Source organism: Paenibacillus konkukensis (genome assembly GCF_023523925.1).
GTDB lineage: Bacteria > Bacillota > Bacilli > Paenibacillales > NBRC-103111 > Paenibacillus_S > Paenibacillus_S doosanensis.
Window position 1 is genome coordinate 5,365,182 of the sequence record NZ_CP027059.1, and the last position, 17,621, is coordinate 5,382,802.

General features: G+C 49.4%; 6 protein-coding genes and 1 CRISPR repeat array. All 6 genes read left to right on the plus strand.

The genetic code is table 11. From position 1 onward, the window contains the following. Window positions 1-77 precede the first annotated feature (77 nt). The gene (locus SK3146_RS23475; protein WP_434006909.1) at window positions 78-2,456 is read left to right on the plus strand and encodes a TOTE conflict system archaeo-eukaryotic primase domain-containing protein; all 2,379 of its coding nucleotides are present in this window, start codon (window positions 78-80) and stop codon (window positions 2,454-2,456) included. A 323-nt stretch (window positions 2,457-2,779) separates the two neighbouring features. Beyond that, entirely contained in the window at window positions 2,780-5,251 is a 2,472-nt protein-coding gene (locus SK3146_RS23480; RefSeq protein WP_249861041.1) for a DUF4011 domain-containing protein, read from the plus strand. Beyond that, window positions 5,215-8,658 (plus strand): DUF3320 domain-containing protein, encoded by a 3,444-nt coding sequence (locus tag SK3146_RS23485; RefSeq protein WP_249861042.1) that lies wholly within the window; start codon window positions 5,215-5,217, stop codon window positions 8,656-8,658. The genes SK3146_RS23480 and SK3146_RS23485 overlap by 37 nt, the downstream gene beginning before the upstream one ends. Window positions 8,659-8,950: 292 nt before the next feature. Beyond that, window positions 8,951-10,087: a plasmid pRiA4b ORF-3 family protein gene (locus tag SK3146_RS23490; RefSeq protein WP_249861043.1), complete on the plus strand. Its 1,137-nt coding sequence runs from the start codon at window positions 8,951-8,953 to the stop codon at window positions 10,085-10,087. Between the two features lie 11 nt (window positions 10,088-10,098). Next, a complete protein-coding gene (locus SK3146_RS23495; protein ID WP_249861044.1) occupies window positions 10,099-10,728 on the plus strand; it encodes a UPF0158 family protein in 630 nt (209 codons plus the stop codon). Window positions 10,729-11,114: 386 nt separating this feature from the next. Then, a CRISPR array of direct repeats spans window positions 11,115-12,471; the repeat unit is 32 nt; unit sequence GTCGCACCCCGCACGGGTGCGTGGATTGAAAT. Between the two features lie 516 nt (window positions 12,472-12,987). Continuing rightward, window positions 12,988-17,511: an S-layer homology domain-containing protein gene (locus tag SK3146_RS23500; RefSeq protein ID WP_249861045.1), complete on the plus strand. Its 4,524-nt coding sequence runs from the start codon at window positions 12,988-12,990 to the stop codon at window positions 17,509-17,511. Window positions 17,512-17,621: the final 110 nt, after the last annotated feature.

The following is a 17,621-nucleotide window of genomic DNA, read 5'->3' on the forward strand; positions in this document are numbered from 1 at the left end:
CTTACTCTAAGGGAATTGTCTCAAAATCTAGACTGCTTTGGAATACACCTTCTTATTAGACGCTTACCTTAAATGATATTGAAGCTCTTAAACAAGAGAATCGTTTGCTGAGACTCCAGCTATCCAAGTTTATTGATATTGAGGCTCTGGAGCCCGACCTCCCATTTCATCGGCCTGCTATTGAGAATGAACAAGCGCCTATAGGTCAAGTAAATCTAAAGTCCAGCTCTGAAGAAAAGATAGCTTTATTCCGCTCCCTCTTCCGTGGAAGGGAAGATGTCTACCCAGTTCGATGGATGAACAAAGCCGGTAAATCAGGGTATTCTCCCACCTGTCAGAATGAGTGGACGGCTGTTTGCAAAAAGCCGCAGATCAAATGTTCAGAATGCACACATCAAGCATTTGCGCCTGTAACAGATGAAGTCATTTCCGGGCATCTCGATGCAAAAGTAAATCGTACAATAGGCGTCTACCCTATGCTTCAAGACGAGAACTGTTGGTTCCTTGCAATGGATTTCGACAAGCAGAGTTGGCAACAAGACGTCGCCGCTGTTATGGAAACTTGTAAAGATTGGCATGTCCCTGCTGCGCTTGAGCGTTCTCGTTCGGGAAATGGAGGACATCTCTGGTTGTTTTTTAACCAACCTGTAGAAGCGGCTATTGCAAGGAAATTGGGGTGCGCCATCTTAACGAAGACAATGGAGCGGCGGTATCAGATCTCTTTAGATTCATATGATAGGTTGTTTCCGAACCAGGACACTCTCCCGAAGGGCGGTTTGGGAAATTTAGTTGTACTTCCATTGCAGGGTGTTCCGCGGCGGGAGGGAAACAGCGTATTTGTAGATGAAACGTTTCGACCGTATGATGATCAATGGAGCTACCTTTCGGGATTAGAGAAGCTTTCTACAGATCGGGTTCAGAGCTTAATATTTGAACTTACGAAAGGCGGTTCTTTGCTTAGCATCGGCTCTTGGAATGACGCAGAAGAAGATGAGCGGCCTTGGATAAAAACAGAATCAAGCGAGCATTCCGCTGTCATAGCTGACTCGTTACCGTCGCAGGTCAATGTTGTCTTTTCCAATAGGATCTATATTGAAAAAAAGGATTTGCCACCGGCCTTCATCCAACAGCTTCAAAGATTGGCTACCTTTCAAAATCCAGATTTCTATAAAACACAAGCAATGAGACTTCCGACATACGGTAAGCCAAGGGTTATTGGGTGCTATGAGGATTACTTAAAGTATATAGCCATCCCTAGAGGTTGCTTTGAGCTAATGATGAAGTTGATGAATACCCATCAAATTGAAGCTATTATTTCGGATGAACGGAATACGGGGAATTTAATTGATGTAGCTTTTAGTGGAACGCTTTCCATGTTACAGGAGGGTGCAGCCAGATCCATGTTATCACATGATACAGGGATACTGTCGGCAACAACAGCTTTTGGGAAGACGGTAGTGGCCGCCTCGATTATAGCTTCCAGACAGGTAAACACGTTGGTGCTCGTTCATAGAAGGGAACTAATGGACCAATGGAGGGAGCGGCTCAGCACTTTTTTGAATCTGGAGAAGAAGGATATTGGCATCGTTGGCGGCGGCAAGGAGAAGCGAACTGGAATCGTAGATATTGCGATTATACAAAGTTTAAATCAGAAGGGCGTCATCAAGGGATATATTGAAGAGTACGGTCAAATTATTGTTGATGAATGCCACCATGTTTCGGCATTCAGCTTCGAACAAGTGCTGAAAAAAGCGAAGGCCAAGTATGTACTAGGTCTAACTGCAACTCCCGCGCGGCAAGATGGACATCAGCCGATTGTTTTGATGCAATGCGGACCGATTCGGATCAAAATCGATGCCAAGTCGCAAGCGCAAGCGAGGGGAATGGAACATAAAGTAGTTCCACGTTATACGAATTTCCGTCTTCCGGCAAGTATAAGTCCTCTTGGTATTCAAGATATTTACCAGTACTTAGTGCAGGATGAGGAACGAAATAACATGATTTTTGATGATTTACTTAAGGCGTTAGAGCAAGGAAGGTCGCCTATTTTGTTAACCGAACGTACTGCACATGTGGAGTATTTTGAGAATCGCTTAAAGAATTTTGCTAAGAATGTGATCGTGCTGCGCGGAGGGATGGGAAAAAAGCAGCGCGAAGCCGTGCGAGAGCAGATTGCCGGTATATCTGATTCTGAGGAGCGAGTGTTTATAGCAACAGGTAAATTGATTGGTGAAGGCTTTGATGATGCACGGCTTGATACATTGTTTTTAGTGCACCCGATCTCGTGGAAAGGGACTCTTCAACAATATGCAGGCCGACTCCATCGCGTTCACCAAAGCAAACAGGATGTGCAGATATATGATTATGTAGATTTACAAGTACCCATGCTGATGAGCATGTATAAGAAAAGAGTTAAGGGCTATCAAGCAATGGGGTATCATGGTATGGGCTTATAGCGTTTGATAACAGAAACGGTGGAGGCCGGATTTGGGACAATACTCAAGAGGAACTATTGTATGGGACCAGATTAAAACGAGAACGTGATGCTGGAAGAGAGAAATAAAATTGTTGATGGCAAGCATGTAGACCGTTCACCCGAGCGGTCTTTTTTTCATGTCTTTTTCAAACAACGGAATGGAGGGAAACCCTAGAGTCTGTTTCCGCAAAATTTCCTGTCGAGAATCGCAGAAATATGCAGGTTTTAGTGTTATTATAATACTAATTGGAAATTCGGCAGGTCAAGGGCACCAGAAGACAGAGAGGGCTGGAGGTTACAACATTGGACAAAGCGATGCGCTGCGAATGGTCATATAGTGAAACTGTAAATTACGGCATGCAGCAAAACCAGGTACCGCTCGTGAAGGGTATCGTGATCACGAATGAGAAAGAGGACGAGATCAGAGGGGTCACGGTCAGAATAGCCTCGGAACCGGAGTTTGTCTATGAGTGGAGTAAGGTTTATGATGTTCTGCCTGCTGGGCAATCATTCGATCTTGGTGCGATTCCTTTGCAAATGTCCTCTACGTTTCTTGGACAATTATCGGAGCGTATCACCGGGACCCTGACTTTACGTGTAATGCAAGGCGAAACGGAGCTGCTTCAGGAACGGGGATCTATCGCCGTTCTTGCTTTTGATGAGTGGAGCGGGCTTTCCATTCTGCCCGAAATGACGGCCGCCTTCGTGACGCCGAATCACCCGCATGTCTCCCAGGTTGTTCGTGAAGCTGCCGACATTTTGGGAAAATGGAGCGGAAACCCTTCATTTACGGCTTATCAAAGTAAGGACCCTAACCGGGTACGCATGCAAGCGGCTGCGATCTATGCAGCACTGCAACAAAGAGGCATTACTTACTGTGTGGCTCCTCCGAGCTTTGAACTCGTCGGTCAGCGCGTTAGGCTTCCGGAAGCGATTTTCGCCCATCGAATGGGGAACTGCCTGGATTTGTCTTTATTATATGCAGCCTGCTTGGAAGCTATTGGTCTGTATCCGCTTCTAGTATTTACCCAAGGACACGCTTTTGCGGGGGTCTGGCTAGAGGAAGAGACGTTCTCAGAAAGCGTTCAGGATGATATATCCGTATTAACGAAGAGGCTTGCTGCAGGCATTAACGAGATTTGTGTGATAGAGTCCACGGCTTTTACAGAAGGGAAGTCTATAAGCTTTGATCAAGCCGCGGCACTGGCGGAGGCACATTTGCAAGACCCGGATCAATTTGATTGTTTGGTCGATATACGCCGGGCGCGCGCTGCCGCAATACGGCCTTTGCCGTTGCGAACGACGACGACGGACGGATGGGTGATCGAGCCGCCGGAATCTGTACGGGCAGAAAATGCGTCAGTGCCTGAGCTATTGGATGTGCTGCAGAAGCCGCTTGAAGTAGACTCTTTACCGCAAGCTACCAGACAGAAGCAGTGGGAACGCCGGCTGCTGGATTTGACTTTGCGTAATTCGCTTCTTAACTTTCGTCTTTCTAAATCAAGCATCCCTTTGATAACGGCTCAGTTAGGGGATTTGGAAGATGCGCTTGCCGAAGGAGAAGAGTTTCAAATGCTGGCCAAGCCAAGCGATTGGCAGGATAATGGGCGCAACGCCAGCTTGTATCAGGGGATTTATAGCGATCACCCGTTGGCTCAATTGCTGCGGGAGGAATTCCAACGGAAACGTCTGCGCGTCGATTTGCAAGCGGTAGAGCTGGAACGCAGAATCGTACATCTTTATCGTTCGGCGAAAAGCGCGCTCGAAGAGAACGGAGCTAACACACTCTATCTTGCACTTGGTTTGTTGAAATGGTATGAATCTCCGGCAAGCGAGAAGCCGCGGTATGCGCCGTTGGTATTGATTCCCGTCGATATTTTACGTAAATCCTCTCGTCTTGGCTATGTGATTCGGGCGCGGGATGACGAACCGCAGATGAATATTACACTGATTGAAATGCTGAAGCAGGATTTCGGTATCGGCATAGACGGCCTGGACCCGCTGCCGAGAGAGGAGAAGGGAGTTGCGCTCAAACAAGTTTTTAATGCGATTCGGCATGCCCTTATTCATGTTTCTCGTTGGGATGTCGAAGAGACTGCATATTTGGGGCTATTTTCTTTTGGTCAGTTCGTAATGTGGAACGATATCCGTACGCGGGCGGATCAATTGGCCGAGAATAAGGTTGTGGCAAGTCTTATGGAAGGAAGGCTCAAGTGGCAGGAGCCAGCCGGCGAAATAGAGAGAAAGCTTGATGAAGATCATCCTTCAAGCCTGGCCATGCCTATTAGCGCGGATTCCTCGCAGTTATCGGCTATACGTGCTGCCGCGGGGGGACAGAGCTTTGTTCTTCATGGCCCGCCGGGAACGGGTAAAAGTCAAACCATTACCAATATGATTGCCAATGCAATGGCGGAAGGCAAGAGAGTGCTGTTTGTGGCGGAGAAGATGGCCGCTCTTTCCGTTGTGCAGCGTAGGCTGGAACAGATCGGTTTAGGTTCGTTTTGTCTGGAACTGCATTCTAATAAAAGCACCAAAAAGTCCGTGCTTGATCAATTAGCGGCAGCCATCGAAGCCAGACGGGTTCCGCCTTCAGAGACATGGAACGGCCAAGCGGAGCGTTTGTTTCAATTGCGAAGCGGGCTGAACAGCTATGTAGAAGCTCTTCATCGCAAGCAGCCCTTCGGACTGAGCTTGTATGACGCGATAACCGGTTTTGAGAAAGCCGGCGAGGGCCGGATATGGTCCTATTCGATGATGCGAGCCTTGATACATTAACCCCCGAACAGATCGTAGCATGGAAAGATCTTGTAGCACAGATTCAAGTGGCCGGTGCGCAGTGCGGTAATCCCTATCTGCATCCCTGGGGAGATTCCCGCCTTATATCGTATTCACAAGCTATCAGAAGCCAGGTCGAGACGCTGCTGAATAGATACATTCCAGAGCTCGCTAATGTTCGTACGATGGCAATTCAAGCGGCGGATTGGTTTAAAATGGCCGGGCGCCCTTTGGACTACAAAAATATGCAGGTGCTTGCTCAATTAATCGAGCTTGCCACTCGCGTTCCGGACCTTAAGCCGGCGGTTTTTCAAGTGCAAGAGTTAGAAGAGCCGTTGACGGCGTTGGGGGCTGTCGTCGATCAAGGCCGAAAACGTGACCGCATCAGAGAGACCGTATTTGCCAAATACGATTCGTCGGAGCTTTCCCATTTCGATGCCAAAATGATATTGGCGGAGTGGAACAAGCTGGAGCTTCAGTGGTTTCTGCCTAAGTGGAGCGGTCAAAATCGTATCTATAAAATGATGAAAAGGCTAGTGCAATCCGGTAATTCACCGGCTAAAAATCAAGTGAAAGAAGCACTGATTGAAATCATAACCTGGCAGGAAGAAGAACAGAAGCTGAAAGACATGAAAGGAACGGCGGCCCCATTCCTAGGCTCAACGCTGTTAGCGGATGAGGAAGGACGCTGGGATGAAATTTCCGAAGCTTGCGACTGGCTTAGGCAAGTGCAGACGCTGCTAGTACAAGGGCTCGGCAGTCAGGCGGCAGCGAACGAGGCGAGAAAGCAGACGGCGGAGCTGCTGGTTCAAGTCCGACACGATCAAGCACAAATTCAGTTTTTCAAAGATATGCTGAGTCGTCATACTCGAATCACAGAGGATGAGGAGGAGCTGGGCCGATTACTGAATGTTTCATTTGAACAGTTAAGCTCCGCGCCTGACAGTGGGGATTGGCATGCTTACATGCTGGAAAAATCCAAGCTTTGGGCATTACATCTTGATCGCTTACGGGATTGGAGCACTTGGTGCAGAGTTCGTTCTGCAGCAGAGGAGACCGGACTTCGTCCCCTTATTACTCCGTATGAGCGGGGGGACGTAACCAACGAACAGCTTTTGGTTGCTTTCGAGCGCGGCCTGCACAAATCGATAGCTAATTACATCATAGCTCGTGACGAAGGCTTAATGGCTTTCTCGGGAAGTTTGTTTGAGGAGACGATCGAGCGGTTTAAAGAAACGGACGAACATTTCTCCCAATTAACGCAGCAGGAGATTGTGGCGCGTTTGTCCTCGAGGGTCCCCCAGATGACTCAAGAAGCTGCGCAAAGCTCGGAGGCGGGCATTTTACAGAGGGCGATCCGAAGCGGCGGGAGGAATATTTCGATCCGCAAATTGTTTGAGCAAATTCCGAATCTGCTGCGAAGACTGACGCCGTGCATGTTGATGAGCCCCATCTCGGTGGCCCAGTATCTTGATCCAAATGGGGTCAAGTTTGATCTGGTTATCTTTGACGAAGCCTCGCAGGTTCCTACGGCGCAAGCGGTAGGAGCGTTGGCACGCGGACATCAAGCAGTGATTGTAGGCGATCCTAAGCAATTGCCTCCGACCCGTTTTTTCACCAAAAGCAGCAGTGAATCAGAGGACGAAGATCAGGCGCTGCAGGATATGGAGAGCATTCTGGATGACTGTCTGGCGTTAGGGATGCCTGAGCGGCATTTGTCCTGGCATTACCGCAGCCGGCACGAGAGCTTGATTGCGTTCAGCAACGCTCATTATTACGAAAATAAGCTTTTGACTTTCCCGTCGCCGGATGAGCCTGTCTCCAGTGTGACGTGGCGCCCTGTGGAAGGTTTTTACGATCGAGGACGTACGAAACAGAACCGGGTCGAAGGAGAAGCCGTCGTTGCAGAGGTGGTTCGCCGAATCAAGGACTCTGTATTACGAGAGCGAAGCATCGGCGTTGTCACCTTCAGTTCCATTCAGCAGACGCTTATTGAAGATATGTTGGAGGAGGCTTGCAAGCAGGAGGCGGAGCTGGATATGTTATTAGCACAGCTGCCGGAACCCATTTTTATCAAAAACCTGGAAAACGTCCAAGGGGATGAACGGGATGTCATTTTATTTTCGGTTGGTTATGGGCCCGACGCTTCAGGCAAGGTAAGTCTGAATTTTGGTCCGTTGAATCGTGACGGCGGCTGGCGGCGATTGAACGTAGCCGTATCCAGAGCCAGGCATGAGATGATTGTTTTCTCAACGCTCCGTTCTCACCATCTGCAGGCAAGCAGGACCAGCGCACAGGGGGTACTGGGCTTAAAAGCATTTCTGGATTATGCCGAAAAAGGAAAGCAGGTACTGCCTGCCAGTCAGGCCGCAGGATATATTCCGATCGTTTCTCATCTTCATCGCAGCTTAGCCAGCGAGCTAAAAGCTTTGGGGTACGAAACGGATCTCCACGTAGGGACATCGGGGTATCGCGTCGATATTGGCGTGCTAGATCCGGAGCATCGAGGCCAATACCTAATGGGCATCCTTCTTGATGGACCTATGTATGAAAATGCGGAAACTGCTCGTGACCGCGATATTTTAAGAGAACAGGTGCTCCGTCAGCTCGGTTGGAATCTGCTGAGGGTATGGAGCCCGGATTGGTGGGAGAACAGGCATAGTGTCGTTCGGCGTATGGTTGAGGCTATTGAGCATGTAAAAGACTACAAGCCACAGATTCAACCGGTAACACGATCTGCCAGCGAGGAGCTAAGCCAACTAGAGCAGATAGCTGCACCTTCCGGGAAATATGAGGGACTAGCTGAAGCAAATCCTGTTGGCATCGACCAGTCAAGTAAATCCGCGCCCGGATCATTGTACAAGCAATGCATACTTGATCCTGTACCGTTCGGCGTAGAGCAATTTTATTTGCCGAGTTACACCGATCTAATCTTAGGCCAAATTAAAAAAGTTATCCAAGAAGAAGGACCTATTAGCCGAAGTTTATTGACTAAGCGGATTTTACAGGCTTGGGGAATTGCGCGTCTAGGCGCCAAGCTGGACCAGCGATTTTCAGATTTGTTCACCAGGCTGGGGCTTCAAACGACGGAAATGGAAGGGATTATATACTTTTGGCCAGAAGAAACTAGGCCGCATCAATACGGAATGTTTCGAATTTCAGCCGAAGAATCGCAGCGTCGCGCCGCAGAAGATATACCGCCTGAGGAAGTAGCGGCTGCCGTTAAAGCGGTATTGGATTCACAAATCAGTCTTCCTCCGGAAGAGCTGGTCAAACAAGTGGTTAAAATTTTGGGCTATGCCAGAAGCGGTACCGCATTGGAGAAAGTGGTCAAGTTTGGAATTCAAAGAGCGATTGAACTGGGCTACGTTCTAGTTGATGAGAATCAGCGCATAGTGATTAAATAGTTAGGTGATAAATGACGACATCCTGGTTGGATGCCGTCCTATTTTTTTATAGGGAGGTTACGGACATATATGCTGGAATTTCTCAGTCGGGATGCCGCGGCGCGAATGACGTACAATGGCGTACGACACCCGGATGAAGGTGCGTAACAATGAGAATCACGGAGTTCTAACTCCGGCTCAAAACGCGAAGAAGAGCAAAAAGTAATGTTGATAGCCTACCCATCGTGACTCCCTTGAGTGTACAATGGGATTATTGGTATGCGTGGAATATCCCAAAGGAGGCGCGGCAAGAATGAATTATATTTGCAAAATCGAGCTCAATGAAATAACCCCGAAGATTTGGCGGGAGTTCCGGATTCACCCGGACGTGACGTTTCATCAGCTTCATAAAATCATTCAGGTGGTCATGGGTTGGGAAAATTGCCATCTGTATGAGTTTCGTCTGAATGGGCAGGAGATCAGATTGCCTGATCCAGAGCTCGCAGCTAGAGAAGATCACGAGGTGCTCAATGCCCGGAGAGAAACCGTTCAAAAGCATGTTCACGAGGAAGGCTCCGTTTTTACATATGTCTATGATTTTGGCGATGACTGGCAGCACACGGTGACGCTGGTCCGAACAGATCCTTCTACTGCTTCCGATCCTGCCCCTTTGTGCCTGGATGGAGCTCGCAGCTGCCCGCAGGAGGATGTGGGCGGCGTTTGGGGCCATCAGCATATGCTGGAAGTTCTGAGCACTCCCGATCATCCGGAGCGGGAGCAGTTTACCGGCTGGATCAGGGAGGGATACGATCCCGAATATTTTTCTTGCAATGAAGTGAATGCAGAGCTGCAAAACCGGAAGGACAAGCTCATACCCAAATCGTTTCTTCAGCGGCCTGCCAGTCCAAAATCCGTTAAGCTCACGAAGCCCGCATTGAATAAGCATCTGAAACAATTAAGCAACGATCAGCTTATTGAGCTGGTGAAGGCTTGTTATGGCGCCAGTAAAGATATGGGGAAATTTCTTGCAGTCAAAATTTTGGGTGACGAAGCGCTGGAGTCGATGTTTCATGAGTATCGCAAGAAGGTTGAGCAGGAGTTTTTCCCTGAGCGGGGCATTGGCAAACTAAGGCTCCAAGAAGCCAGAGCGGCGATATCTGAGTTTGAGCGATTGACCGAAAGCGTCGAGCGCACGCTGGAACTAAAGCTGATCTACGTTGAAATGGGTGTCTCCTATACATTGACTTATGGAGATATCGACGTACGATTTTATTACAGTATGGCATCGATGTACGCTAATGTTATTAGTATGGTCAACGATGATGAAACGGGCGAATGGTTCGATGCATACGAGGAGCGGCTTGAAGCGATTGTTCTGAGTACGCGCGGCATCGGGTGGGGATTCCACGACAATCTGGCCGACCTTCATGCTCAGCTGCAGTGGGTATAAGGTGAGGATGCATGAGCGTGAAGAAGAAAAAGAAGCGCAAAGACCGGATTAGCACTGAAGTGCTTGAACAAGACGAAAATTTTTATTTTATTGCGGGATATACGGCGGGCGGTTTTCCCTACGGACTAACGTGGGAAGAATATGAAATGGGGCAAAATGGAAATTCCTGCGGAATGAATGATAAAGGAGGACCTATGAAAGAACTAAAATTGACCAAACAGCAGTTTCAGGAGCTTGTAGATGCTTATGATATCTATGGCGATAGCATGGAGGCCTTTCTCAATATTGAAACAGGCGAAGTTGTCACTTTACGGGCATTTGACCGGGATGAGGAAGACGAAGAATTAAGCGAGATCATCGACGAAGGGTTCGATGACATTTATTTTCAGATACCGCAGCGGGAATCTCGTGAAGGGTTTGAGGATATGGTTGATTTTGCAAAAACGGTTACGGATGCCCGATTACGGACAACCTTGATGGATGTACTGAACGGCGGCAAGAGGATATTCCGACGGTTCAAAGATGCGCTGGCTTCCGATAGTAATGAGATTGAGCGGTATTACCGTTTTGTCGAGGAGCGGAATCGCATTCGCGTTGTAGATTGGCTGGAGTCCATCGATGTGAAAGTAACGTTAGAGTGAGTTATGGCAAGCGGATTGTTTATAAGCTTCGATATTGGAAAAAGGTTGAAGACAGCACTGCGTGCTCAATGCGGGATGCCGCGGTGCTTTTTATGTAGGAGGGTGATTCACGAGCAAAGCTGGACATGAAAGGGATGGAAAAGGGCTGAGGCTCGATAATGAGCTGCTGATCGTCGTATCAAGTAAAACAGATAGAGAAGGCTGCTAGATTGTGGTGCGAATGTGAAGCGAACATGAATTTCCCGGGGGATTCGCACCTGTGCGAAATCGAATCGTGTTATCGGATTATAGCGATGCTCCTATATCTTATGGCTTATTCAGTAGATTGGGTGTATGATTAAACCAAATAAACCCTTTTTCAGGGTTAATATTCCTTGAAAATCGGAGTCGCACCCTGCACGGGTGCGTGGATTGAAATTACGAGGCGCGGTAAAATCGTCTCAAGCATCGTAGTCGCACCCTGCACGGGTGCGTGGATTGAAATCCTTCCCGGTACGGGAGGGTTGAAGCATCCGTCGCACCCTGCACGGGTGCGTGGATTGAAATAGCAATCTAGCGATGATAAATATCGCGAAGGCGGCGTCGCACCCTGCACGGGTGCGTGGATTGAAATTACGGCGATGATCGTTAATTTACGGTGATAGTCGTCGCACCCCGCACGGGTGCGTGGATTGAAATCATAACGATCCACTCCGATCCATTAAAGTATTCCAGTCGCACCCCGCACGGGTGCGTGGATTGAAATTCACCTCCTTTCATAGCATCTTCGTTTCAAGCTCAGTCGCACCCCGCACGGGTGCGTGGATTGAAATCCTCTTTATCAATGCTTCCTTTCGAGCGAGAAGCTCGTCGCACCCCGCACGGGTGCGTGGATTGAAATAATGCGAATCTTTGCAAACATGTCAGTTATAGAGTCGCACCCCGCACGGGTGCGTGGATTGAAATTTTTCGGTTCCGATCAGCCGCTCGACCATCCAGGTCGCACCCCGCACGGGTGCGTGGATTGAAATCCGTATCATTCCACCGTGGATCTGAAAACGGCTTTGTCGCACCCCGCACGGGTGCGTGGATTGAAATATGATCATGACGGCCGGTACTACACTCAGTCACGTCGCACCCCGCACGGGTGCGTGGATTGAAATGGCTGCATAACATGATAATCCATGCTGGCGGCGGGTCGCACCCCGCACGGGTGTGTGGATTGAAATCTTAACGGGACGCCGGCCCGGTACAGCGAACGGTCGCACCCCGCACGGGTGCGTGGATTGAAATCCCGATACCTAACTGGCCCGAGTCTGAGACGCCCGCGGTCGCACCCCGCACGGGTGCGTGGATTGAAATATTACCCGATTTATCGATAGCCGTGACTCTATAACGTCGCACCCCGCACGGGTGCGTGGATTGAAATTCCGATGGCTCCTATCGGCTTAACGGCCGTGACGGTCGCACCCCGCACGGGTGCGTGGATTGAAATTACTGTCCAACAAATCTGCATACCTGCAACCAATTCAGTCGCACCCCGCACGGGTGCGTGGATTGAAATTTAGGATTGACCTATCTGGAAGCGCTGATGCCAGGTCGCACCCCGCACGGGTGCGTGGATTGAAATCTCGCTGATTTTTTTGCCGAAGTGCCGGCGAATCGTCGCACCCCGCACGGGTGCGTGGATTGAAATACTTATGCGACGAGAACAGCAGTATGAAAAAACTGTGTCGCACCCTGCACGGGTACGTAGATTGAAATCAGCCAACCGGAACCACGTCGGCCGGGGTTGAATCGGATGACCATCGGCTCCCTGCACAACGTTTTGTGTGGGAATCTCCAGTCAAAGACCAACAAATAACCCGCAGGCCGTCAACCTGGGCGGGTTATTTTCGTTTTTTCAGATATGTGATCAGTGCCAGTAAGAACTTGCCAAGCAGGGTCGCTTCTGCCAACAAAAGTTGCATGAGCATCACCTCCACTCATGAGTGCTGCGCGTCGATCGTAAGGAGATTACGATAGCGCTAATGATCCGGGCGAGGGACGAAGGTAACGACTCGCATCGGTTCTCGTCGGGTTAACAACTGCCAATATCATGTAACTATTCAACAGGTCTCCATCGGCTACGGTGGGGACCTATTTATCTTGGGAGAACATTGTCGATTTTTAAGGTTTCTTTAAGGTGCTATCAGGTATGGTGGTAGGGGAGATTAGATTGAAGAGAAACGAAAATACCGCATTAAAGAAAGGAAACATGTACAATTGAACGCTAAACGATTGAATCGATTATTAATGATGGCTCTGATTGTGTCGTTTTTTGTCGGTACGGGGTGGTTCCCGCAAGCCGCGCAGGCAGAGGATACAGCATACTCCTTCGGTAGCCCTTATGGCGCAACCGTCGATGAAGACGGAGTCTTGTATGTTACCGATACAGGAAAACACGCTGTATTTGTGCTGGATTCGAGCGGAAACCTGATTAGGACGCTCGGGACGCCGGGAACACTCGGAGACACCAATTCGTATCTTAATCATCCAATGGGCGTTGCTGTCGGGAAGGACTCTGAAGGGCAGAAGCAAATTTATGTCTTGGATGCCTACAATAAGAGAATCCAAATTTTTGATGGAACGGGCTCGTATCTGAAAACTTGGACATTCCCGATTGATGATGGCGGTTTGGAAGACATTAAGATCGGAAATGAGAAGGTTTATGTGATTTCTCAAAATTATAATATTTTTATTTTCAACCCCGCTAACGGAACAGCCGAAGTCAGGTATATTGGTAGCCTTATTAATGCTAGTAAGTATCGCTCGACCGGAATGGATATCGGGAGCGATGGAAGCTTGTATGTTACTGTAGCCAAATTTTATCCTGAGGATAACTACAAAATCGATATTTTGAATAGTAATGCTGACCGCGAGATTGGCACTCTTGATATCGAGGTTGGGGGTCCGAGTCGAATGACAATTGATGATACGGATAATCTGTATGTGACGGACAGGACGGATTATACGGTGAAAATATACAGCAGCGACGGTACGCTGCTACGGATGCTAGGGACACCTGGTACGTCGGGAACTGCCGACAATGCTTTCAGGTTTCCAGTAGCTACGACGGTTGATCAGGGCGGAAAGATATATGTGACGGATTCGTCGGGACAGAAGGTGAAGGTTTTTGCTGCTGACGGTACTTACATTACCTCTTATCCTCCTGTTATTCGTCCTCAGACTCCAGCGGTGCTGAATGTAACTTCCTTGCCGGGTACGGCTACGGGTACGACGACGGTAACGGTAACATCCCCACTGGGAACGGGTAACCATTGGGCCGTGAAAGTATCGTCTGCCAGCATTGCCACGCCGAACGTTGGAGACGCAGCGCCGACAGGGACAGGCGTCACGAATCCGTTCACATCGGGCTCGGATATTAGCGGAGTGGATGCAACGACGAACAAGTACGTCGGTGTGTATGAGCTGGATTCGAACAATAAGATCGTAAGCTTCAAACTGATCACATTGACTGAAAATGAAATCAAACAAGCTCCAGTGGCCGCACCGGTATTGGATACGGTAGCAAGCCCCGGCAGCGAAGTCGGCACGACCAAAGTGACGATAAACTCGCCTACCGGCGGCAACACGTACATGATCCGCGTCTCAAACAACTCGATCGCCACACCGAACGTTGGGGACGCAGCGCCGACAGGGACAGGCGTCACGAATCCGTTCACATCGGGCTCGGATATTAGCGGAGTGGACGCAACGACGAACAAGTACGTCGGCGTGTATGAATTGGACTCAGACCAAAAGATCGTAAGCTTTAAGCAGATCACATTGACTGAAAATGAAATCAAACAAGCTCCGGTTGCAGCGCCGGTATTGGATACGGTAGCAGGTCCCGGCAGCGCAGTTGGTACGACCAAGGTGACGGTTGGTTCGCCTACCGATGGCAGCACGTACATGATCCGCGTCTCAAACAACTCGATCGCCACGCCGAATGTTGGAGACGCAGCGCCGACAGGGACAGGCGTCACGAATCCGTTCACATCGGGGTCGGATATTAGTGGAGTGGATACAACGACAAACAAGTACGTCGGTGTGTATGAGCTGGACTCGAACCAAAAGATCGTAAGCTTTAAGCAGATCACATTGACTGAAAATGAAATCAAACAAGCGGATTCTCCGGTTACAGCACCGGTATTAGACGTTGTAGCAAGTCCCGGCAGCGAAGTCGGCACGACCAAGTTGACGATAAATTCGCCTACCGGCGGCAACACGTACATGATCCGCGTCTCAAGCAGCTCGATCGCCACGCCAAACGTCGGTGACGCGGCGCCAACAGGAACGGGCGTCACGAATCCGTTCACATCGGGGTCGGATATTAGCGGAGTGGATGCAACGACGAACAAGTACGTCGGCGTGTACGAAGTGGACTCAGACGATAAGATCGTAAGCTTCAAGCAGATCACATTGACTGAAAATGAAATCAAACAAGAGGATACTCCGGCTACAGCGCCTGTATTGGATACGGTAGCTGGTCCCGGCAGCGCAGTTGGTACGACCAAGGTGACGATAGGTTCGCCTGCCGATGGCAACACGTACATGATTCTCGTCTCTAACAGTTCGATCGCCACACCGAACGTTGGGGACGCAGCGCCAACAGGAACGGGCGTCACAAATCCGTTCATATCGGGATCGGATGTAGGCGGAGTGGATGCAACGATGAATAAATACGTCGGCGTGTATGAATTGGACTCAGCCCAAAAGATCGTAAGCTTCAAGCAGATCACATTGACTGAAAGTGAAATCAAACAAGCGGATACTCCGGTTACAGCGCCTGTATTAGATACGGTGGCAGGTCCCGGCAGCGCAGTTGGTACGACCAAGGTGACGATAGGTTCGCCTGCCGATGGCAACACGTACATGATTCTCGTCTCAAGCAGCTCGATCGCCACGCCAAACGTCGGTGACGCGGCGCCAACAGGAACGGGCGTCACGAATCCGTTCACATCGGGGTCGGATATTAGCGGAGTGGATGCAACGACGAACAAGTACGTCGGTGTGTATGAATTGGACTCAGATAATAAGATCGTAAGCTTCAAGCAGATCACATTAACTGGAAATGAAATCAAACAAGCGGATACTCCGGTTACAGCGCCGGTATTGGATACGGTAGCAGGTCCCGGCAGCACATTTGGCACGACCAAGGTGACGGTGAGTTCGCCTACCGATGGCAACACGTACATGATCTACGTCTCTAGCAGCCCGATCTCTACGCCGAACGTCGGTGACGCGGCGCCAACAGGAACGGGCGTCACGAATCCGTTCACATCGGGGGCGGATATTAGCGGAGTGGATGCAACGACGAACAAGTACGTCGGTGTATATGAATTGGACTCGGATAATAAGATCGTAAGCTTCAAGCAGATTACATTGACTGAAAATGAAATCACAAAAAAGGTTGTGCGTTCATCGCGAGGGACTACGTCTAGCAGCGTTTCTAGCGTTCCGGTAGACCTGCATATCAATGATGTAGATAACAACTCACTCATTCAACTGAATAGCAAGCTCGGTTCTTCCATCAAGCTTGAAGGCGAACTGTTGACTGCCGACGGCAAGACAATTTCCGGTTCCAGCATTACATTCGATCAAGATGGCAAAATCACGATGACCCCAGTTGCGCCTGGTGAGTACAAAGCCGTGTTAAACACCGTTGCGCCCGATGGTCAGAAGCTTGTCGGAAATACCGTTACGATCACCGTTGACGCAAACGGAAACGCCAGCATGAAGTCCGATCTGATCGACCCTTTCGGTATCGCATCGGATTCGATGACCGGCAAGCCGATTGACGGTATGCGTACGGTCTTGTACTGGGCGGATACCGAATTGAATAGAAGCAAAGGAAGAACGCCGGGCACGGTCGTTGATTTGCCGCTGCTGCCTGATATGTTGCCAAACCAGAACAACAACCCGCAGATAACGAAGGATGGCGGTCAATACGGTTGGATGGTATATGCGGATGGTGATTATTATTTCACTGCCGAGAAAGACGGCTATGTAACGTACGATAGTCGCAACGACAAACGGAACGAGCTTCATGGTGATACGAGTTACGTTCGCGACGGCATCATACATGTTGGTCAATCCATCGTACGCGTAGATTTCGGTGCAGACACAGCAGTCGTAGAAACAAGACTTCACACACCTTACTTGGAAGGATATCCTGATAAGCAGTTTAAACCCGAGCTGTCGATAACCCGGGCCGAGATAGCCGCCATTATCACACGAATATTGCCGCAAGGAGAAGTGTCAGCAGACATCGTACCTTACTCCGATGTGACCGACAAGCATTGGGCCAACAAAGAAATTGCCTATGTTCGCCAGCTTGGCATCATGAACGGAACATCGGGAAATCGGTTCAATCCTGACGAGGCACTAACCCGTGCAGAGTTCGCCCAAATCTTAACCAAACTAAATCCACCTCTTACCGCAAAGGGTATCGTTTACACGGATACCGGCCAACATTGGGCGGAAGATGCCATCGATCGGGTAACCCGCTCTGGACTCATGCAAGGTTACGAAGATGGAACCTTTAAACCGGATGCATCGGTGACACGGGCTGAAGCGGTAACGACCATTAATAGATATTTGGGACGCAAGCCACAGAACGCGGATACGTCGAAATGGCCTGATGTGCCCCAAGATTATTGGGCAGCGTCCGACATCGCGGAAGCAACGCTGTCCCATCATTACTCACCGTTGTCTAACGGTTGGGAAAGATGGGAACCTGAACAGGGAAATGCTAATTGAATTGTATAGCTTGAAAATAAAGCAACGCGGGTCCTGCACCTGCGTTGCTTTATTTTGCAAATTACGGTTAGAATTTATAATAAGGGCCCAAGAAACGGACGAATGGTTCA

Bases quoted from the DNA above. Each gene is read 5' to 3' on its own strand.
- SK3146_RS23490 (WP_249861043.1), top strand. From the start codon at position 8,951: ATGAATTATATTTGCAAAATCGAGCTCAATGAAATAACCCCGAAGATT.
- SK3146_RS23495 (WP_249861044.1), top strand. From the start codon at position 10,099: ATGAGCGTGAAGAAGAAAAAGAAGCGCAAAGACCGGATTAGCACTGAA.
- SK3146_RS23485 (WP_249861042.1), top strand. From the start codon at position 5,215: ATGGTCCTATTCGATGATGCGAGCCTTGATACATTAACCCCCGAACAG.